Below are 20,434 nucleotides of genomic sequence, written 5' to 3' on the forward strand. Positions count from 1 at the left end.
AGTGCCTAAGCTAGTGCCGTGCAGGATTATCCATGGGAGGAGGCCACGGCCACCGGCGTGGGCTCGCATCCGGGCGACGACCGCGAGGCCCACATGGAGGCCCTCCGTACGGCCTTCGGCGAGCTGCCGATGCCGTATCTGCCGGAGCTGCCCGGCCGGGGCGTCGGCGCCGACATGATCGGCAGGAGCGCTTCGCTGCTGGTCGAGCTGCCGGTGGAGGTGCAGCCGTCGGGGTGGCGGTTCACCGACGGGGTCGGCCGCGACCTCAAGCGCGCCCGCGACCACCTCGCCCGCGACCTCGACGGGCTGGAGGAGGTCGCCCAGGGATACGCGGGCCCGCTGAAGATCCAGGCGTGCGGCCCGTGGACCCTCGCCGGGGCCGTCGAGCTGCGGCACGGTGACAAGGCCCTCGCCGACGCGGGAGCCGTACGGGACCTGACCGAGTCGCTCGCCGAGGGGATCGCCGGGCACGTGGCGCAGGTGCGACGGCGGGTCCCGGGAGCCCGTGTGGTCGTCCAGCTCGACGAGCCCGGCCTGCCGGGAGCGCTGGCGGGCACGGTGCCGACCTCCTCCGGGTTCGGGCGGCTGCCGGCCGTCGAGGCCGTGATCGCGGGCGAGCGGCTCAGGGCGGTGCTCTCCGCGCTGGGCGACGGCGTCTTCCCGATCGTGCACTGCTGCGCGCCGGACGTGCCGTTCGAGGTGCTCCGTACGGCCGGGGCGCGTGGGATCTCGCTCGACGCGTCGCTGCTGCGGCGGCGGGACGAGGACGCGATCGGCGAGGCGATCGAGGCGGGCGTCGCGTTCTTCCTGGGAGTCGTGCCGGGGACCGACAGCAGGCTTCCCGACGTCGGTGTGGTGGCCAAGCCCGCGCTGGAGCTGTGGCGCCGGCTCGGGTTCACCCCCGCGCGGCTCGCCGAGCAGGTGGTGCTCACGCCCGCGTGCGGGCTCGCCGGGGCCTCGCCGCGCTATGCGCGTGCCGCGTTAGCCCGCTGCCGGGACGCCGCCCGGGTGCTGCGCGAAGACCCCGCTGACGGGTGAGATGACGGTCGGGAGCGACGGACGACACGGTTGTGCCGCCGGGGGCCAGGCTCATCTGTAAGTGTTCTGCAAGCGCGATCGCCTATCTCTTGACGTGCTGGTAGTCCACAGTTCAGGAGAAGATCCATGCGAAGCGCTCCGCGCCTTCTGCTCACCGCAGCTCTGTCCACGGTTCTCGGCGCAGGACTCGTCGCCACCTACCCGTCCGCCGCTTCGGCCGCGTCCACCGCGTCCACCGCCTCCGCCACCTCCGCCACTTCCAGCGCTTCCGCTGCCTCGGCCGCCTCCGTCTGGCGCTGGGGGCCGTTCGCGTCCTCGGACGCCAGAGGCTGGGCCATCGGCAACGTCAGGTCCGGCAGGTCGGGCATGCGCATCTCGGGCGATCTCTACGACAGAAGCGGGGCCCGTACGTGCACCTGGATCAAGATCAAGTGGCTGACGGACCGCGGCAGGTACCGCACCGCGAAGTTCCGCAACTGCTCGCACTCCAAGCCGCGCGCGTTCCGCGTGAACACGGGATACATACTGCTCGCCAACGCCCAGGTCTGCCGGGGCACCTCGAAGAGGATCACCGGGAAGTGCTCGCGGTGGCGGCAGGTCTGGGCCCAGGGCGGAAGGTGACCCTCAGCCGAGCCGGTCACGGAGCCGAGGGGGCCGGACAAAACGGAATGAAAGTCGGCTAGGAGCGGTCTACCGTATTTCTGGATCGCTCTTGAGCCGAGGTGCCGCGTGGTCTGGCGCGACCTTCGGCGGAGCCGATCAGCGGGAGCCGCACCCTGTCCTCGGTGCGGCTCCCGCACCGCTTGTGGGCGGTCGCGGCGTCGAATGTCGGTCGGCGGAGATACCGTTTTCCCTGGGTCGTCCATCTGGGCAGCTGACGAGGGGAGACGGGCGTGACCGAGCAGGTGAACGAGGGCGCGGTGGTCGAGGCCGCGCCGGCTGAGGCCGCGCCGTCGGCGGCGCGGGAACGGCACGCCGAGCTCGCGGAACTGATCGAGGATGCCAACTGGCGCTACTACGTGCTCGACTCGCCCACCGTGAGCGACGCCGAATACGACAGGTGGATGGGAGAGATCAGGGCGCTGGAGGAGGAGCACCCCGACCTGCGCACGCCCGACTCCCCCACGCAGAAGGTGGGTGCGCCGATCTCCACCGAGTTCGCCGCCGTCACCCACCTGCAGCGGATGGAGAGCCTCGACAACGCCTTCGACGACGAGGATCTGGCGGGCTGGGAGGCGCGAGCCCAGAGGTTGATCGAGGCCGACCCGGGGCCCTACCTGTGCGAGCTGAAGATCGACGGCCTGGCCGTGGCGCTCGTGTACGAGAAAGGACGCCTGGTGCGCGCCGCCACCCGTGGCGACGGACGCACAGGTGAGGACATCACGCCGAACGTCCGCACGCTGCGTGATGTGCCGGACCGGCTGACCGGCGACGACGTGCCCGACCTGCTGGAGGTGCGCGGCGAGGTCTTCCTGCCGGTGGAGGGTTTCACGCGGCTCAACGAGCAGCTCATGGACGCGGGCAAGGCGCCGTTCGCCAATCCGCGCAACTCGGCGGCGGGCTCGCTCCGGCAGAAGGATCCCCGGGTCACCGCGCAGCGGCCGCTCCGGATGATCGTCCATGGCGTCGGAAAGTGGGAGGGCGCTCAGCCGCCCAAGACCCAGTCGGAGATGTACGAGCTGCTCGGCTCCTACGGTTTCCCGGTCAGCGACCGCTATCGGGTCGTCCGGACGCTGGACGAGGTCCGCGAGTTCGTCGCGCACTACGCCGAGCACCGCCACGATCCGGAGTACGAGATCGACGGCGTGGTGGTGAAGGTGAACCGGATCGCCGTGCAGCGGCAGCTCGGTTCGACCAGCAGGGCGCCGCGATGGGCGATCGCGTTCAAATATCCGCCGCAGGAGGTCACCACCAAGCTCCTCGACATCCAGGTCGGGATCGGCCGCACCGGCCGCGTCACGCCGTACGCCGTGATGAAGCCGGTCGTGGTGTCCGGCTCGACCGTGGAGCGGGCCACCCTGCACAACGCCTTCGAGGTCGAGCGCAAGGGCGTGCTCATCGGCGACAGCGTAGTGCTGCGCAAGGCCGGCGATGTCATCCCCGAGATCGTCGGTCCGGTGGCCGACCTGCGGGACGGCACCGAGCGGGCGTTCACGATGCCGACCCACTGCCCGGAGTGTCAGACCGAGCTGGCCTACGAGCGGGAGGGCGACGCCGACCTGCGCTGCCCGAACGCCCGTGCCTGCCCGGCCCAGCTCCGTGAGCGCATCTTCTTCGCGGCGGGGCGCAACGCGTTCGACATCGAGGGGCTGGGCTATGTGGCGGCCACCGCGCTGACCCAGCCGCTGCCGCCGCAGGAGCCGCCGGTGCGCACCGAGGCCGACCTGTTCGACCTCACGATGGACCGGCTGCTGCCGATCCGGTCGGTCGTCCGCGACCCGGACACCGGCCTGCCGAAGACCGACCCCGAGACCGGAGAGCAGAAGGTCGTCAGCTTCTTCGCCAACAAGTCGGGCGATCCCAGCAAGAACGCCCAGACGATGCTGGAGCAGTTGGAGAAGGCCAAGGCACAGCCGCTGTGGCGGGTGCTGGTCGCGCTGAGTATCCGGCACATCGGGCCGCCGACCGCGCGGGCGCTGGCCGAGGAGTTCCGCTCCCTCGACGCGATCGCGTCGGCCTCGGAGGAGGAGTTGGCGGCCGTCGAGGGCATCGGCCCCCGGGTCGCGGCCACCATCCGTGAGTGGTTCGAGGTCGACTGGCACCGCGAGATCGTCGACAGGTGGCGGGCCGCCGGGGTGCGCATGGCCGACGAGGCCCCGGCCGGGCTGGAGGTGCGGACACTGGAGGGCCTGACGTTCGTCGTCACCGGCACGCTGGCCGACTTCAGCCGCGACGAGGCGAGCGAGGCGATCACCGGCCGAGGTGGCAAGGTCACCTCGGCGGTGTCGAAGAAGACCGGCTTCGTGGTGGTCGGGGACAACCCCGGCTCCAAATACGAGAAGGCCGTCAAGCTCGGCATCCCCATCCTCAATGAGGAGGGCTTCCATGTCCTCCTGGAGAAGGGGCCCGACGCCGCCCGCCCCCTTGCCGTCACCCCAGAGGAATGAACCAGGAGCGGTCGGGCGGCGGTGGCCGAGACCAGCGGGGCGGCCACCGCCGACCGTCCGTCAGCGGCTCATAGCCCCGAGCACTGTCCGGTCCTGGGACCGGTCACCGTGTTCGGGCGATCACTGTTGATCGGCGCGGGGGAGTTCCCGGTGCACGACAGCGGTCCGCTGATCCGGTTGCCGGCGACCATCGGCGCCCGGTTGCCGTCCAGGCGCACCGGACCGCTGACGGTCAGCCCGTCCAGTGTCACCTCTTCGGATCCGGAGATCGTTATCGGCCCGCTGATCGTCGTCTCCAGCAGCGTCACCTGTCCTGCCCCCGAGGCGCTGATCTGCCCGCTGACCCGCGATCCGGTGACGAACAGACCGGCCCCCGGCCGTACCGATACCGGACCCGACACCGTCGCACCGTCCAGGCAGGTGATCCCCGAACCGACCGTCAGCGGGCCGCTGTGCCGGCCGCCGATGGTCTTGGTGCAGACCGGCAGAGTCCGCACGCCGACGAGGATCGGGTCATGATCGCTGGAGCGGTACGGCGTGGCCGGCTCGAACAGGTCGCCGGCGAAGTAGTTGTAGCGCGAATATTCGGTCAGCACCGACTCGACGGAGTTGATGTTCCACACGTCCACGCCATGCACGGAGGCGAGTGCCGCGGCGTTGCCGAGGACATGGTCGAGCGAGCCCACCGTCTCATCGAAGACGTACGTGTGCTCCTTCGCGAACTCCGCGTTCAGGTCGGTGTAGCCCGCGTCGTAGAGGACCCGCATCGGGTCCTCCTGCGTGTAGGCGTTGAAGTCGCCGAGCAGGAACACCGCCCGCGTCCCGGTCTCCGCGACCAGGGAATCGGCGAAGTCGACCAGTGCCCCTGCCTGCTGCACCCGGTCCTGGGTCCAGCAGCCTTGCCCGTCACCCGGATCGGTCGTGCCGCCGCACCCCTTGGACTTGAAGTGGTTGGTGATGACGAGAAAGCGTTTGCCGCTGCCGACCGCGGCGAACTGCTGGGCGAGCGGCTCACGGGCGTTGTGGAAGGCGGGGGAGTCGGTGAGGATCGTCGAGGACCCCACCGGCGTGACCGCTGCCGGACGGTAGACGAAGGCGTTGCGAATGACGTCCTGGTCCGTCAGGTCCGGCTGCTTCTCCGGCGACCTCGCATAGTCCCAGGTGCCGGGACCGGCGTCGGCGTTGAGCGCGTTGACCAGCTTGGACAGCGCGTCGTCGCGGTCCTTGCCGAACTTGGCGGAGTTCTCGATCTCCTCCAACGCCACCACGTCGGCGTCGAGGCTGTTGATCGCCTTGACGATCTTGCCCTGCTGCCGTTCGAGGTTCTGCGTGTCCCACGCCCCGCGGGCATCGCAGCCTCCGCTGACCGAGATCGGGTCGCCGTCGCGGTCGGTGTAGGCCCTGCAGCCCGGCAGATCCACCCCGAGCGTGGTGAAGTAGTTCAGCACGTTGAACGTGGCGAGCCGCACGTCACCGCCCACCGGCTCGGGCGACGTGGTGCGGGTGTTCCGGAACGCCACCGCGTCCGACGCCCCGCCGGTCAGCGGCCCGGTCGGCTGGAACTTCCACTCGTCGTTGCGGTAGTCGAAGATCATCGCTTCGGAGAAGACGACCGAGGCTCCGGTGCGCACGGGGGTGGTCCTGGTGAGGTACGGAACCTGACCGCTGCCGGGCGTACGAGCCGACCGGCCGTCGTCGAGCACCACCCGGCGGGCCCGGTTGTCCGCCGCCACCGCGTCGGCCTCGGCTCCCGGGCGGGCGGCGTCCGTGGGCTGACGCAGCGGCGTGTCCCCGGCTGCGAGGGTGATCGACCCGAACGCGTTGTCGCCCCATCCGCCGAGGTCGTACGTGTCGGAGACCGTGTACGCGCCGGTGGGCCGGACGAGCATGCCCTCGAACCTCTCCCGGGTGACCTCGTCGCGGGGCAGGACGAACTGCACGGGCTTGACCGCCTCGGCCGGCTCGTCGAGGATCGTCAGGCCGGACGCCGGGACCGTGATCTCGGTGAGCCCGAAGTATTCGCTGACCTTGCCGGTGACCCGGACGTGGTCGCCGATCCGCACCTGGTCGGCGGAGCCGGAGGAGAACACGAAGATCGCGTCTGAGGCGGTGCGCCCGCTCATGTCCGAGTCCCCGCCCGTGCCCGGGGTCTGGATGTAGTAGCCGTTGAATCCACCGGTCGGATAGGTCGCGGTCACGACGCCGGACGTGGTGACGGTCCTGCCCTCGTACGGCGACGAGGCGCCGGTGCCCTGGATCTCCGCGATCGGCACATGGCCGGGGTCTGGGCTTGGACCGCCGCCGGAGCCGTTGCGTGACCCGAGGGTGTTCGGGATCGGACCCGTCCACTTCCCGTCGATCTTCTGCAGAGAGTTGCCGACCGGCGTGCCGGAGGCTTCCCTGACGCCGATGTCGGTCGAGGTCATCCCGGCGGCCGGACCGTTCGACCCGGTGAACACGCCGTCGTAGGAGATGAGCTCGACGGCCTGCCCGTCCGGATCGACCAGGGCGATGCCGTCCCGCGGTCCGTTCTGCAGGCCGTTCTGGGCGTACTCGACGACCACGACTCCGGCGGCCGGCGCGTTGCCGGACAGGTCCTCGCTCGTGCCGTTGATCGTGCCCGGCGACGTGTAGACGACGGCCGCGTCGGCCACGTTGCCGTTATAGCGGACGATCTTCCAGCCGGTCAGATCGAAACCGGCCGGTGCCTCGATCTCCACCGCCTCGCCCTGGTCGGCGCCGACGTTGTCGTAGTGGATCTCGCTGATGAACGGGGTGAATTCTTCGGCCGCCGCCGTGGGTACGGAGACCAGCCCGGTCATCGCCACGACCGCGGCGGTGGCGGTGGCGACGAATGGCGCACTGCGCCGCCTTAAACGCATCCTGTCCCTCTTCTCGTCGGTGGTGCTGAGGCCCCCGAGTGAGTGGTGTCATGAGTGCGCGGTGCCATGAAGGTGCGAGGGGCGATGGCGCAGAACGTTCGTCCACGCCACCGCCCCTGATACGGCTTGGACCGCCGCCTCGTGGGTCAAAGCCCCGCGCACTGTCCGGTCCTGGGACCGGACACGGTGTTGACCTTGCCGTCGTCGGTCGGCGCCGGGGAGTTTCCGCTGCAGCTCAACGGCCCGCTGATCCGGTTGCCGGACACGATCGGCGTGTCGGCCACCCGGTTGCCGGTCAGGCTGACCGGACCGTTCACCGTGGAGTCCAGGATGGTGAGCCTGCCGGTCGCGCCGTTGACCGTCACCGGACCGTTGACCGTCGCCCGGTCCAGCGAGACATCGGCGGCCTTCGACGCGCTGATCGGCCCGCTGACCGTGGCGCCGGTCGCGTAGAGGCTCGCGCCCTTCCGGACGGTCACCGGTCCGGAGACCGCTGCTCCGTCCCGTAGGCAGGTGACGCCGGAACCCGCCACGAGGGGGCCGGCGTGGCGGCCGGTGATCGTGACCGTGCAGGTGGGCCCGGTGTCGGCGGCCAGTGGGATCGCCACGGTGACCGTCGTGCCGGTCGTCTTGCCGGTGACGACGAGGTCCGCGCTCGTCGCGCCCCCCTGCGCGGCGTCGGCGGGCACCGCGAACTCGACGGTCGTACGGCCGACCTCGTCGGTGTTGTCGGTGCTCGCGTCGGCCGTGGCGTCGACCGCGAAGGTGCCGACCTCCCGGCCGGCGAACGTGGCCGTGACCTTCTCGTCCTTCGGCTCGACGGTCGTGAACAGCAGCGACGACAGGCCGACCGTCACCGGGTCACCGGCCTTGAAGCCACCCGATGGCGCGTCGAACCGCACGCCGACCGCGCGCTGCGCGTGATCAGGAGCGACGGGGGAGTTCTCGCCCAGGTAGGCGACCATGGACTGCAGGTCGACCTGGCCGGTGTCCCGCTTGTCCGCCCCTTCGTTCAGGGTGCCGAAGTTGTCCCCTCCCGAGGCGAGGAACGAGTTCACGACCACGCGGTAGGACTTGGCCGGGTCCAGCGGCTTTCCGTCGAGGGTGACCGAGGTGATGTGCCGGCCCTTGGGCGCGGCCGGGTCGTAGGTGTAGAAGAGCCCCTTGGACACGCCGAGCTTGAGGAAGGGACGGCTGGCCCCCTCGGGCTGCCACTGCTCCTCGAGCACCTGGACGATCTGCTCACCGGTCAGCGTCATCGTGACCAGGGTGTTGGCGAACGGCTGGACCTCGGCCGCCTCCTTGTAGGTGACGGTGCCGTCTTCCTCGCCTTCGGTCCGGTACCTCATGTCCGTACGGAGCCCGCCCGGGTTCATGAAAGCGATCTCGGTGGCCGGGTCGGTGGCGCGAGCACCCGCGAGTTGCGCGTCGGCGACGAGGTTGCCCAGGGTCGATTCGCCGCCGCGGTTCTCGGTCGTGCCGTTGGACTGGCGGGCCCGGTTGAAGTCCGCGGTGATCTCACCGAGCTTCCGCGCGCCCTCCCTGCCGGCCACCTCGACGGCGTCGTCCACGATTCCCTTGACCGACGGATCGGGGCCATAGAGCGGCTTCCACGAGCCGTCCGCCTGCCTCTCGGTCAGCGGGACGATCTCCGAGTCGACGTCGACCGCCTGCTTCTTGACCTTGTCGTACGTGAACGTGATCTTGTTGAGGTTGTAGCCGTACTGTCCCGCCGACACGACCGGGCGCACGGTCACCGGACGTTTCTCGTCCTGCCACTCCTTGACCGGGATTTCGTGGTCATAGGACAGGTGGGTGTGGCCGGAGATGATCGCGTCGAAGTTCTTGTCGACCCCGGTCACGATCTTGCCGAAGTCGCTCGCCGGGTCGACCGCCGACTCGTATGCCGTGGTGGCCGCGCCCTCGTGGACGAGCAGCACGACGATGTCGGCCCCCTCCTTGGCCTTCAACTCGTCGGCGACCTCGTTGACCGTGCGCGGGATGTCCAGGATGTCGAGCATGGAGATGCCCGAGGGGGTGACGAGTTCGTCGAGGTGCTCGGTCACCGCGCCGACGAAGCCGACCTTGACCCCGTCGATCTCCTTGACCCAGGACCTGGTGAGCTCCCGATATCTGTCCCGGAGCTCCTCCTTGACCCTGACATTGGCGCCGATGTACTCCCACGTGGCCCGCGGGATGACCCGGTTCATCAGGTCGTCGTAGCCCCGGTCGAACTCGTGGTTGCCGACCGCGCTGACCTCGAGGCCGGCCGCGTTGAGCGCGTCGATGGTCGGGTTGTCCTGCTGGATGAACGAGGTGAACGTCGAGGCACCGATCAGGTCCCCCGCCGCGGCGAAGATGGTGTTGGGGTTCTCCGCCCGCATCTCCTTGACCGCGGTGGCCAGCGCCGCGGCTCCCGCTTCCTGGCCGTTCGCCGTCAGCCGGCCATGGAAGTCGTTGATCCCGAGGATGTCGATTGTGACGGTGTCATCGGCGAGCGCCGCCGGCGCGCCGATCAGGCCGATCCCCACCATCGCGGCCATCGTGGTCATCGCGACCAACGGCGCCACACGCCTTCGCAGGCGCATACGGTGCCTCCCGTGCGTTCGGACAAGAGCTAACAAAGGCCAAAATAGGGTCAAGTGCTGACCAGGGGAAGCACAAAGACTGCCAAGGGGCAGCACAAAGGGCGATGTCGGCCGCGACATTCAGCCGATGTTCACGTGCCAGCTCTTGGGCGGCAAAGAGGGTGCTCCGGGCCGTTCACCTCACGACTGCCAGGCGCCCAACAGGTCTTCGGGGCCCCAGTGCGCGGCGAGCGGTAGGCCGTCAGCGACACCGCATCGTGAAACGGCCACCAGTGGAATCTTGGGATCGGCGCCCGGGACGGCGAGCATGTCGCGCAGCAGGCTTCCGTATTCATGCCGGCCGAAGGGTGCGTTCTCCAGCCACTTGATCGAGCCGAGAAAGTGGACGCGTCGGGCGACAGGCTCGCGGTCCGCGCCGACCAGGTCGATTTCGGGGTTGTTCTGACGGTTCCACCATCCGCCAATGGCCTCAGTCTCGGGCCATCGGTCGTCGGGCAGTAGCCGCAGCAGGGCTTCACGGATGACCGGCTCGACAGCGCGGCCACGCCAAGAGGTCCAGGAGCGTTCGACGGATGCCAGGAGGAGTTCGCCCCGGCCGCGCTCGACCAGTGGAATGCCGCGATCCAGGAAGGCGGGCCAGAACCGTAGGTAAGGATCGGCGATGCGGTAGCGCTTGTTCTTCGTGTCCGGCTTGGTCGACAGGGGACTGTCGACGGCCAGCACACGCTTGTCCACGAGAGTGGACAGGAGTGGGGAGAGCGTGCCCGAAGCGAGGGGAGCGGCGCCGCCCGCCTCGGTGGCGATGGCGGTGAACGTGCGCTCCCCGCTACCGACCGCTGACAGGACCCTTCGGGAGTGGGAGGTGGCTTGTCAGCCCACGAGTGCCGCCCAGGCCCTCTGTCGTTAGATTCGTTCTACGTATGTGCGAGGCGACCTGATGGAGTTCCAGGGCAGTTGGGGGAGTAGCCGCCGATGGGCTCGGGACAACGGTCTCGATGTCTCCGATCGCGGCAGGCTCCGTCCCGAGATCCTGCTCGCCTACGAGCGCGCACACGAAGGCTGACTCACCGAGTGTCGATTGTCGCCCAGGAGGGCGTCAGGCCGGATCCATCGGGAAAGAACGTCGGAGATTCGCGGTCGGTTTCTATCCGCCGGTGATGTTGATGGCGGTGCGCGCGTACGTGGTGTCCGCCACGGTGTCGAGCAGGGTCGCGGCGACATCGGCGCGGGTGAGGGTGCCGGGGCGGTCCAGCAGGCCGCGGCTGATGTGCACCCCGCCACGGGCGGGCTGGTCGATCAGGCGGGTGAGCCGCACGATCGTCCAGTCCAGATCGGTGGCGGAGACGATCTCCTCCATCTGGGCGGTGTCCGCGTAGGCGTCGGCGAGCATCCACCGCAGCAGCGCCATGGGCAGGCGGGGCCGTACGCCGACTATCGGGTACGCACTGGTGATGGCGAGCCGGCGCACCCCGGTTTCGGCCATGGCGGCGGTGAGGACGCGGGCCACGGCCGCGGTGTGATGGGGGCCCTTGCGACCTGCGGCGGCGACGACCGCGATGACCGCGTCCGCGCCGGCGACCGCCGTGCGTACCGCTTCGGGGTCGCGTCCGTCGCCGGTGACGACCTTCGTCGGGGCCGGTACCGTCGGCAGGAACTGCGGCCGCCGGGTGAACGCGGTGATGTGATGACCGCGACGCAGGCCTTCGACGAGCACCTGCCGGCCGGTGCGTCCGGTCGAGCCGATCACGGTGATGTTCACCGGTCTCCTCCTCGTGAAATCAGGGCCATCAGCCGTCCCATCAGGGTTCGTGACCAGGGCCGGTGGCGGGTGTTCTGGAACGCGGTCACCAGCCAGGCGTCATCGTGACGTACCAGGACGAACGTGACCGATGAGAGGCGCTTGGCCGATGGCCGGGTGCGGCCACGTTGCCAGCGCATGATGATGCCGCCCAGCGCGCACACGACGGCGACATCGGGGGTGACGAACCTGATGTTCGGCTCCGGCATGGTCATGCGCGAGCCGCGCATGATGCCGGCGAACAGCGCCCGGTGTCCGTCGGCGATCGCCCGCCGGCCCGCCACGCGGGTGCCGTCGAAGGCGGTGTAGTCGGCGTCCTCGGTGAACAGGGCGGCGTAGTGGTCCGGGTCGCCCCCGCCCCACGCGTCGGCGAGGCGCGAGAGCGTCGCACGGACGGCCACTTCAGCCGCGGCGGCCATGGATGACTCCGCAATAGTTCAGCATGCTAAAAAGTTTAGCTCGCTAAACTATTGCGCGGCAAGCCGCTCGCTCAGGTTCTGCCTTCCTCCACAAGACGGGCGGTCTGGTCGCGCATGATGGCGGCCACCTCGGTGACGAAGTGCTCGATCGTGGCGAGCTGAGCGGGGGTGTAGTCGCCCGCCAGTTTCTCCACGGCCTCTCTGAGCGGTGCGAAGATGGGTCGCATCTCGGCGGTGAGCCGGTCCACATCGGCGGCGACCAGGGTCTTGCGCCGGTCGGCGGCGTCGGGAAGGCGCTGGGCGTACCCCGCGCGGGCGAGGCGGTCCACCAGGCCGGTGACCGCCCCGGGCGTGAGCCCGAGTTCCCTGGCGAGATCGCCCGAGGTGACCGGGCCGCGGCGGGCCAACAGGTCGAGAGCCTTGTTCTCGGTGGCGGTCAGGCCGCGGCGGGCCGCGACCGCCTCGTGGAACATCACCACGGCGGTGCTGAGCTCCCGGCCGAGCAGCTCACCGAGATCGGGGGTGCCGCCACACTCGGATTCCGCCGGGTGAGGTGATCGCCGTGCCAACTGACCAGACTCCTTCCACCGCAGGCCGGGGCGCCTCAACCAGTATGCGGCCACCGTTCCCGGGGACCGAACCCGAGTCGTTCATGTCCGGTCCGTGCCGACGAACCGGACGTGAACCTCTGGCCGAGGCCGGGCCCGGGACGGTCCGTGCATGCCGAAGCCCGACCCCGATGAAATGTTCGCCTACGTGATCAGAGGCTTGGAGGGGCGGTAGTCGGTTGTCGAAAGTTCTTGAAGGAATATCGAAATCTAAGTGGATCAGGTGTCACTCGGCACTCCGCCGATGGGCACCGGCGTGGGCTCGGGCGGCGGGCCGAGCGTCGCGGTGGCCGTCCAGGCGGCGGTGTAGAGGATCAACCGGGAGGACAGGTTGATCCACAGCAGCAGCCCCGCGATCACGGCGAACGTTCCGTAGATGGGATTGTGCAGCGTCCCCGACAGGATCAGCGCCGCGAGCTGCTTGAGCAGCCCGAAGCCGACCGCGCCGAGCAGGGCCCCTTTGAACGCGACCCGGAACGGCCGCGCCCTGGCCAGCCAGCCCAGGATGACGATGAAGATCAACAGATCGGCGAGCAGGGAGGCGCCGGCCCCGGCGAGCCGTACCGTGAACTCCGCGAGCACCGAATCCTCCAGGCCGAACCAGCCGGCCACGGTCCCGGTCGCGCCGGTGGCGAAACCGCTGACGACGACCGAGACCAGCATGATCACCCCGAGCAGCACGAGCGTGACCAGGTCGCGAAGCTTGGCGACGAGGAAGCTCGGCTCGGGGCGGCTGGTCATCCAGATGTCGCGCAGCGCGGTGCGCAGTGCGTCGATCGCGCCGAGCCCGGCGTACAGCAGGCCCAGCAGGCCGATGACGCCCGCACGGGCCCGGGCCCCGGCGAGCTGGTCGATGCGCAGGTGCTCGGCGAGCCCGGGAAGCTGCGCGTTGATCGCCTTGATCAATGTCGCCAGCGCATCGGGCTGGAACGTCACGACGAAGCCGAACAGGGCGAACGCCAGCGCCAGCAGCGGGAAGAACGACAGGAACGCGAAATAGGTCAGCGCGCCCGCCAGCCGATCGCCCCTGCGCACGTGGTACCGCTGCACGGTCCGGATGAGATGGTCGACCCACAGGTAGCGGAACCGCTCCCGCTCGACGAACTTCCGGCCCCACTCCTTGACGGCGGCGAACCGCTGCTTCACCCGACCGATCACACCAGACTCAGCCTTCATCCGCCGACCACTACCCAGCGGGGGCGAATCGACGCGCACCGCAGCGCTCGTGGCGCCAGCCGTACAGCTGCCTGGTGGTACGGCTCGGCGAGTGGTTTTCTGTTCCGATCAGGCCAAGATCTGCCCACATCCGGCATCCGGATGCTCGGTCCCGGGTCCGTCACGAGCGATGGAAGGACGCGATCCGGTGAGCGTGATCGTTTCCCAGTGGTGGCGCGAACTCAGTTCGGCAGGCCGGGCAGGGTGGCAAGGGAAACGCACTGGGCGTGGGCGGCCTTCCGCGAACACCTTCCCGTCGGGGAAGGCCGCCCTGCCAGAGCGGCTCGTCTGCCGTATGACCTCAGGGGATCGTCCTCACGGGCTCGTACAGGTGAGGGACGGCGTCGACGGCGTACCGCCGGCGGTGAAGCCGAACGTCGTCGAGGCGGACGCTCCCAGTGAGCCGTTGTAGGAGACGTTGCTCACCGAGACGGCCGAGCCGGTGGCACTCAGCGAGCCGTTCCAGACCTGGCTGATGGTCTGGCCGTTGCTCAGGTTCCACTTGACGGTCCAGCCGTTGATCGGTGCACCGCCGGCCGTCACCGTGACCTCGCCCTGATAGCCGCCGGGCCATGAGTTGGTGGTGCGGTAGCTCGCGCTGCAGGTGCCGTCATCCGGGGTCGGCGTGGGGGTCGGTGTCGGCGTCGGTGTGGGTGTGGGAGTAGGCGTCGGTGTGGGTGTCGGGGTCGGTGTGGGAGTAGGTGTCGGGGTCGGGGTCGGCTCGCCGCTGCCGGTGAACTGCCACCAGTTCATGTTGAACAGGTAGCCGCTTCCGCCGGTGAACTTGAAGTACAGGTCGTGGGTGCCGGTCGCGCCGGTCACCGGACAGGACACGTTCGTCCAGGTCTGCCAGCCGCCGGTGCCCGGAACACTGCACGACCCCACCAGCGTGCCGTTGACTCCGCCCAGGTGGAGTTCGATCCTGCCGCCGCTGCTCGCCGAGGCGACCCTCGCGGTGAAGGTCTTCGCACCGGTGCCGAAGGCGACGCCCTTGACCTTGATGTAGTCGCCGTTCTCGATGAATCCGACGTTCATCCCGCCTTCGCTGGAAGTCTCGGTCTCCACGCCGGACTCCCAGGCGATGGTCTCGGCCTCCTGGCGGACGTAGGGGTTGAGCGTGCCGATCTGGGGCGCCCCGGTGGTGGTCATGTTGATCGTCGGGATCGTGCCGTCGGCCCTGTAGCTGAACTTCTCCACCGCCACGGAACGGGTGAAGCCGCCGCCGCCCGGCAGCGCGCCGTTGTGGTAGAAGAAGTACGAGCCCCCGTTGAAGTCGATGATTCCGGGGTGGTTGGTGAAGCTGCCGCCCTGCGTGGGCATGATCGTGCCGCGGTAGGTCCATGGCCCGGTGGGACCGGGGGCGGTCGAGTAGGCGATGAACTCAGAGCAGCATTTGGCCGCGAAGACGTTGTAGTACAGGCCGCCCCGCTTGTAGACCCAGGGGCCCTCTTCGTAAAGGGTGGGGCGGTTGGCGTCCCCGGTGCGGGTGCCGAATCCGGCGGTGGTGAGGGAGATCTTGGTCGGGCTGCCGGAGTAGGAGGTCATGTCGGCGTTGAGCTTGACGTACCACAGGTTGGGGTTGCCCCAGTAGAGGTAGGCCTGCCCGTTGTCGTCGATGAAGACGGTGGGGTCGATTTCACCGTTCTCGACGAGGGGGTGCCCCAGGGCGTCCTTGAAGGGGCCGGTGGGGCTGTCGGAGACGGCCACGCCGATGGCCATCCGGCCGGTCGCCCGGTTGGTGGTCGGGACGTACCAGTAGAACTTGCCGTTCCGGTAGATGGCCTGGCCGGCCCAGGCGTCGGATTTCGCCCAGCTGAAGCTGGCCACGCTCAGCGGGGAGCCGTGATCGGTCCAGTTCACCATGTCGGTCGAGGAGTAGACCCGCCACTCGTTCATGGTGAACCAGGTCGAGCCGTCTTCGTCATGTCCGGTGTAGAGGTACACGCGGCCGTTGTGGACGAGCGGAGCCGGGTCGGCGGTGTAGATGGTCTGGACGATCGGATTGTCCGCCCTGGCCGCCGTGACCGGAAGCAACGCCATGACACAGAAAAGGCCGACGATCCAGGCGGCTGTGCGTCTGGAAAGTGATAACGCGTATCTCACATGCGCCTCCTGATGTGGTGGTCACTCACCTTGGGCGTGGTCTGATGGCGGAGCGGTTTCTCCGGCGAGCGCCGTGGCCGGTCGCGTCCCTGACCGGTCTGGCCGGGGGTTCATCACCGAGACCCTTCGCTGTCCTGTTAGCGCTAACAAGACACGACTGTGTGAGCGCTAACATTTGGGTTGCCCCGCACGGTGTGCGTCAGCGACCGCGGAGGCCGCCACATGTGGAGCCAACTCCGTACCCCGGGGGACGGTCAAGGCGCCCGGCCTTTCATGCCGCGGTCACTCGTCCGGTCGTGGGTGCTGAGCTGGTGTCGGAACTCGGTCGAGCAGCCGCCGATCCCGGAAAGAGCATGAAACTTTCATCTCGACCCGTCGGCCGTCCAGTGCGTCGACGCGACCCCGGCCGGCCCGATCGTTCATGCGCTCGAGTAGGGGGCGTCGAGGGCCGTGCTCATTCGCCGCGATGCCCTCGCGGGCCGCCGCTCGAATGCGTCCGTCCAGCGTGGGCGGCGGCGACGGTCATCCTGCGACGTCGAGGGCGGCCTGGATGATGCTGTCGGTGTCGAGGCGATGGTGGCGATACACGTCCTCGATCGAGCCCGACCTGCCGAAATCGGTCACCCCCAGCGAGGTGATCGGCACGCGGTGGACGGCGGAGAGGAAGGCCAGCGTATGGGGGTGGCCGTCGAGCACGGTGACCAGCGGGGCGGCCCGCTCGGCGGGGAAGGCCTGATCGAGGATCCAGTTCTCGGCCTGCTCGTGCCCCTGGCGGGCGCGCAGGGCACGGTAGAGCAGGTCGGGACTGGTCACACAGACGACATCGGCGGGAACGCCCATCCGGTCCAGCCGGTCCGCCGCGGCCAGTGCCTCCGTGACGACCGCGCCCATCGCGGCGATGGTCACCTTCGGGCTCTCGGCATGCCGGAGCGGATACGCACCCGCCACCACCTGGCGCCTGCGTCGCTCGCGTGCGGCCGGGTCGGCCGGCACCGCCGCGAGCGTCTGGTCCACGGGCCGCGTCGACAGCCGCAGGTAGACGGAGGAGCCGTCGGGTCTGCCCAGCCGGGCGAGACCGGCCAGCAGCACCCATTCGGTGTCGATCGCGAACGCCGGTTCGTAGGCGACGCATCCGGGCTGCTCCATCCCGATGGACGGCGTGATGATCGACTGATGCGCCCCGCCCTCGGGGGCGAGGCTGACCCCGGAGGGCGTGCCGACGAGGATCGACTGGCCGCCCGCGTAGATGCCGTACGACCAGGGCTCCAGGGCTCGCCCCACGAACGGGTCGTAGACCACGCCGATCGGGAACAGCGGCTCTCCCCATCGGCTCCAGGTCGTGCCCAGCTCACCGATGAGGCCGACCAGGTTGGTCTCGGCGATGCCGAGTTCGATGTGCTGCCCGGCCGGGCTCTCCCGCCAGTGCAGGATGGTCTCCGCGTCGTCGGCGAACCAGTTGCGACGCTCGGTGACCGACCACACCCCGACCTTGTTCACCCAGCCGCCCAGGTTGGTCGACGAGCTGACGTCCGGGCTGACCGTCACCACCCGCTGGGCCGCCTCGGGCGCCGCGCGGGTCAGGTCCAGCAGCGCCCTTCCCAGCGCGGCCTGGGTGGTCGAGGTGCCGGACGGGGTGCGGCCAAAGTCGGTCGGTACGGCCGGAGGCCGCCGCGCCGACGTGGGCTGCCGGCGGAGCCGGTCGGCCACCGTCGCACACAGGATCGCCGCGTCGCCGCCGTCGGGGAACCGCCGCCACGGCTCGTCCGGATCGACGCCCAGTCGTTCGGCCAGTTCCCGCATCTGGTCGGTCGTCAACAGGGAGGAGTGATTCTGTGGATGCCCCTCGGTCGCCAGGCCGTACCCCTTGATGGTGTAGGCGAAGATCACCGTGGGCCTGGTGTCGTCGATGGCGGCGAAGGCGCGGTCGAGTGTGCCGAGGTCGTGACCGCCGAGGTTTCTGATCGCGGCGAGCAGGGCGGAGTCGTCGAGCCGGGTGATCAGTTCCGCGATCGCGCCCGCATCGGCGCCGTCACCGGGAAGCCGCTCGCGCAACTGTGCCGCGTCGCAGCGCAACATGCGCTGATATTCCGGATTGGGCATCGCGTCGATCCTGGCGCGCAGGGCACCGCCACCCGGCTGGGAGAACAGCTCCTCGAGCAGTCCGCCGTACTTCAGCGTCAGCACCTGCCATCCGGCGGAGGCGAACATCCCGCGCAGGCGGTCGGCGGCGAGGTGCGGCACGACGCGATCCAGCGACTGGCGGTTGAGGTCGACCACCCAGACGACCTCTCCCAGCTCCGACACGCTGGGATCGAGGATCGCCTCCCAGACCGCTCCCTCGTCGAGCTCGGCGTCGCCCACCAGCGAGTACTGCCGCCCCCCGTGCGAGCCGCCGAATGTGCTGTCCACGTAGCGGCGGGCGATAGCCCCCCAGATCGGGGCGGTGGCGCCGATGCCGACCGATCCGGTCGAGTAGTCCACCGGATCCGGGTCCTTGATCCTGCTCGGATAGCTCTCCAGGCCGCCGAACTCCCGCAACCGGGTCAGATAGGACGCGTCCAGTTCCCCGAGCAGGTAGTTGATCGCGTGCAGCACCGGAGACGCGTGCGGCTTCACCGACACCCTGTCCTGGGGGCGCAGGTGCCTGAACCACAGCGTGCTCATGATCGACACCAGCGACGCCGACGAGGCCTGATGCCCGCCGACCTTCAGCCCGGACGGGTTGGGCCGCACCCGGTTCGCATGGTGGACCATCGCCGTCGACAGCCACAGCACCCGGTCCTCGATCCGCCGGAGCACGTCGTACTCCACGTTCGGAGGCCGAGTGGTCAGCGTTGACGTGCGCATAAGGACTGTCCTCCAGGTACGCCGGCGCATGCCCGGCGACAAGAAGCCGATTGACCAGGAGTGAAGCAAGGAGGCGACCTGATAGACAATACGCGTTCGAAAAATTGAGCGTTCTGCCCATAATGATCACTTGTCGGCCCGGAGAGCATGAGCATGGTGCCCAGTAACAAGCCGATCGACTCCATCGACGCGCGCCTCCTGCTGGAGCTCGCCGAACACCCGCGCGCCACCACCGTCGCGCTGGCGGAGCAGGTCGGTATTTCCCGAAACACCGCACAGGCGCGGCTGGCCAGGCTGGAGCAGGACGGGGCGCTCGACTCCTTCGAGCGTCGCATCAGCCCCAGGGCGCTCGGTTACCCGCTCACCGCGTTCATCACGGTCCAGGTCGTCCAGCGCCGGCTGGCGGAGACCGCCGACGCGCTCGCCGCCATCCCGGAGGTCCTCCAGGTGCACGGCATCTCCGGCCAGCTCGACCTTCTCGTGCACGTGGTCGCCGCCAACGCCGAGGACCTGTACCGCATCGCCGGTCAGATCCTGGCCATTCCCAGTGTCGAACGCTCCACAACCGCGCTCGTCATGCGGGAGTTGGTCGACTACCGGATCACCCCGCTCCTGCGCCGGCACGCCGGCCGCTCCTGAGCGGTCGTACGGTCAGTCACCGCAGGCGCTCAGCGCCTTCATGGCATCCGTCTCCACCCGCGAGAGGTCATGGAGGATGGTCCCCGCCTGTCCGAGATACGTCGCGTCGGCGGTCTCCCCGGCCTTCGCGATCAGCGTGGCCACCTCCGTCCACAGGGACGCGGCCTCGGCGTACAGCGCCTGACCGGTGCGCAGGCCGCCGTCGTCGATCGACTGGGCGCACTCGCCGAGGAAATCGCGGTAGAGGTTGCGGAACAGGGCGCCGCCCGTGCCGGCCTTCTCCATGAGCATCGCGGCCTGCGACAGGTCCCGGTGCGGGTCGGCGGCGCGGAGCAGCCACCTGGGCACCTGACCGGCGGCCTTCGCGATGCCGCGATGGCCCAGGTTCGCGATGGGCGGGGCGAGGAACGCCTCGGCGCAGGATTTGATCGCGCCGATCATCTGGTCACGAGACACGGCCACGGCGCCGGACGCCGTGATGGTGAAGGACCGGTTCCTGGCCGTCATCGGACCGCGTTCGGCCCTGGCCGCGGCGAGGCTGGTCAGGCTGGTGGTCACCGCTCCTCCCTGTTGGCCGGTGTCCACCAGGTGGGCGTGCTGCTCGTCGTAGCCGTACATGGCGACGACATGGCCGCCGAAGTGCACTTTCGAGGTGAAGTAGTCCAGGTGGTAGGAGTCGAGCTGCAGCCCGACCGGTCGTCCCGCGTCGATGTGGGTCACCACGTTCTGCCACGCCTTGCGCGGAGAGGTGGTCTCCTGGACACACAACGTCAGCCCGAGTCTGGCGGCCAGGTTCTTGGTGAGCTCGAAAGGCTTGACCCGGCCGCCGAGGAATGGGAAGTCCATGTTCTTGCCGTCCCAGTAGAGGAACGACAGACCGGAGCCCAGCCCGAACAGCATCGGCTCGGACAGATCGAGCCCCTCGTGGCGCAGCAGCACCCCCAGCGCCGTCGTCTCGCAGTGCTCCCATTTCGATGGCGGTGATATCGCACCCTGGTCGATCATGTCTCCACTCTGTTCGATCTCATGTTCGGGGGCGAACGCGGCCAAGGCGTGGTCAGCCCGGTTCGATCCGGAGGATGTGCACGAGGCGATGCTCGTCGAGGATGAGGCACACGGCCGACCCGAGACCGCCGGACGGCATGCGCCCACTGCTCGGTGACTCGTGAGGTCGTGCCGTCATGCTCTCC

Annotated in this window: 16 protein-coding genes; 5 read left to right on the top strand and 11 right to left on the bottom strand. The window is 69.1% G+C overall.

Translation table 11 applies throughout. The annotated features are described in order from the left end of the window. The first annotated feature begins 18 nt into the window (after positions 1-18). From AP234_RS10650 to ligA, 3 genes are all read left to right on the top strand, one after another. Positions 19-1,038: a methionine synthase gene (locus AP234_RS10650; RefSeq protein ID WP_055479441.1), complete on the top strand. Its 1,020-nt coding sequence runs from the start codon at positions 19-21 to the stop codon at positions 1,036-1,038. A 126-nt stretch (positions 1,039-1,164) separates the two neighbouring features. Further along, positions 1,165-1,659, top strand: coding sequence for a hypothetical protein (locus AP234_RS36075; RefSeq protein ID WP_152990349.1), 495 nt, complete (start codon positions 1,165-1,167; stop codon positions 1,657-1,659). Between the two features lie 272 nt (positions 1,660-1,931). Then, entirely contained in the window at positions 1,932-4,145 is a 2,214-nt protein-coding gene (gene ligA / locus AP234_RS10660) for an NAD-dependent DNA ligase LigA (protein ID WP_055479443.1), read from the top strand. Between the two features lie 68 nt (positions 4,146-4,213). On the opposite strand, the gene AP234_RS10665 is transcribed toward ligA, so the two are convergent. The 3 genes from AP234_RS10665 to AP234_RS10675 all read right to left on the bottom strand — a co-directional run bounded on the left by AP234_RS10665 (position 4,214) and on the right by AP234_RS10675 (position 10,350). Then, positions 4,214-7,027, bottom strand: coding sequence for an ExeM/NucH family extracellular endonuclease (locus tag AP234_RS10665; RefSeq protein WP_055479444.1), 2,814 nt, complete (start codon positions 7,025-7,027; stop codon positions 4,214-4,216). A 146-nt stretch (positions 7,028-7,173) separates the two neighbouring features. Beyond that, the gene (locus AP234_RS10670) at positions 7,174-9,615 is read right to left on the bottom strand and encodes a 5'-nucleotidase C-terminal domain-containing protein (RefSeq protein WP_055479445.1); all 2,442 of its coding nucleotides are present in this window, start codon (positions 9,613-9,615) and stop codon (positions 7,174-7,176) included. A 180-nt stretch (positions 9,616-9,795) separates the two neighbouring features. Continuing rightward, on the bottom strand, positions 9,796-10,350 hold the full coding sequence (locus AP234_RS10675) for a DUF234 domain-containing protein (protein ID WP_235558096.1): 555 nt from the start codon (positions 10,348-10,350) through the stop codon (positions 9,796-9,798). A gap of 202 nt (positions 10,351-10,552) precedes the next feature. Between AP234_RS10675 and AP234_RS39465 the strand changes: the two genes are divergently transcribed. Continuing rightward, complete coding sequence (locus AP234_RS39465) at positions 10,553-10,678, top strand: Lsr2 family DNA-binding protein (protein WP_083501981.1); 126 nt, start codon at positions 10,553-10,555, stop codon at positions 10,676-10,678. Positions 10,679-10,759: 81 nt separating this feature from the next. Here AP234_RS39465 and AP234_RS10680 read toward each other — a convergent pair whose 3' ends face one another. The 6 genes from AP234_RS10680 to AP234_RS10705 all read right to left on the bottom strand — a co-directional run bounded on the left by AP234_RS10680 (position 10,760) and on the right by AP234_RS10705 (position 18,605). Next, positions 10,760-11,374 (bottom strand): NAD(P)H-binding protein, encoded by a 615-nt coding sequence (locus tag AP234_RS10680; RefSeq protein WP_055479446.1) that lies wholly within the window; start codon positions 11,372-11,374, stop codon positions 10,760-10,762. After that, entirely contained in the window at positions 11,371-11,832 is a 462-nt protein-coding gene (locus AP234_RS10685; RefSeq protein WP_055479447.1) for an SgcJ/EcaC family oxidoreductase, read from the bottom strand. The genes AP234_RS10680 and AP234_RS10685 overlap by 4 nt, the downstream gene beginning before the upstream one ends. 71 nt (positions 11,833-11,903) lie before the next feature. Then, the gene (locus AP234_RS10690) at positions 11,904-12,401 is read right to left on the bottom strand and encodes a MarR family transcriptional regulator (protein ID WP_235558097.1); all 498 of its coding nucleotides are present in this window, start codon (positions 12,399-12,401) and stop codon (positions 11,904-11,906) included. A gap of 258 nt (positions 12,402-12,659) precedes the next feature. Continuing rightward, entirely contained in the window at positions 12,660-13,586 is a 927-nt protein-coding gene (locus tag AP234_RS10695; protein ID WP_235558098.1) for a YihY/virulence factor BrkB family protein, read from the bottom strand. A 384-nt stretch (positions 13,587-13,970) separates the two neighbouring features. Further along, positions 13,971-15,695 (bottom strand): family 43 glycosylhydrolase, encoded by a 1,725-nt coding sequence (locus AP234_RS10700; RefSeq protein WP_083501983.1) that lies wholly within the window; start codon positions 15,693-15,695, stop codon positions 13,971-13,973. Positions 15,696-16,280: 585 nt separating this feature from the next. Continuing rightward, positions 16,281-18,605 carry a transketolase-like TK C-terminal-containing protein gene (locus AP234_RS10705; RefSeq protein ID WP_055479450.1) on the bottom strand — a complete coding sequence of 775 codons (2,325 nt, stop codon included), beginning with the start codon at positions 18,603-18,605 and terminating at the stop codon, positions 16,281-16,283. A gap of 153 nt (positions 18,606-18,758) precedes the next feature. Between AP234_RS10705 and AP234_RS10710 the strand changes: the two genes are divergently transcribed. Next, positions 18,759-19,244, top strand: coding sequence for an Lrp/AsnC family transcriptional regulator (locus AP234_RS10710; RefSeq protein WP_235558099.1), 486 nt, complete (start codon positions 18,759-18,761; stop codon positions 19,242-19,244). A 12-nt stretch (positions 19,245-19,256) separates the two neighbouring features. Here AP234_RS10710 and AP234_RS10715 read toward each other — a convergent pair whose 3' ends face one another. Both AP234_RS10715 and AP234_RS39160 read right to left on the bottom strand, forming a co-directional pair. Then, positions 19,257-20,249 (bottom strand): BtrH N-terminal domain-containing protein, encoded by a 993-nt coding sequence (locus tag AP234_RS10715; RefSeq protein WP_055479451.1) that lies wholly within the window; start codon positions 20,247-20,249, stop codon positions 19,257-19,259. Positions 20,250-20,301: 52 nt separating this feature from the next. After that, positions 20,302-20,427: a hypothetical protein gene (locus AP234_RS39160; RefSeq protein WP_268778041.1), complete on the bottom strand. Its 126-nt coding sequence runs from the start codon at positions 20,425-20,427 to the stop codon at positions 20,302-20,304. Between the last annotated feature and the right edge of the window lie 7 nt (positions 20,428-20,434).

This window comes from Sphaerimonospora mesophila (assembly GCF_001417795.1).
In the GTDB taxonomy this organism is placed as follows: Bacteria; Actinomycetota; Actinomycetes; order Streptosporangiales; family Streptosporangiaceae; genus Sphaerimonospora; species Sphaerimonospora mesophila.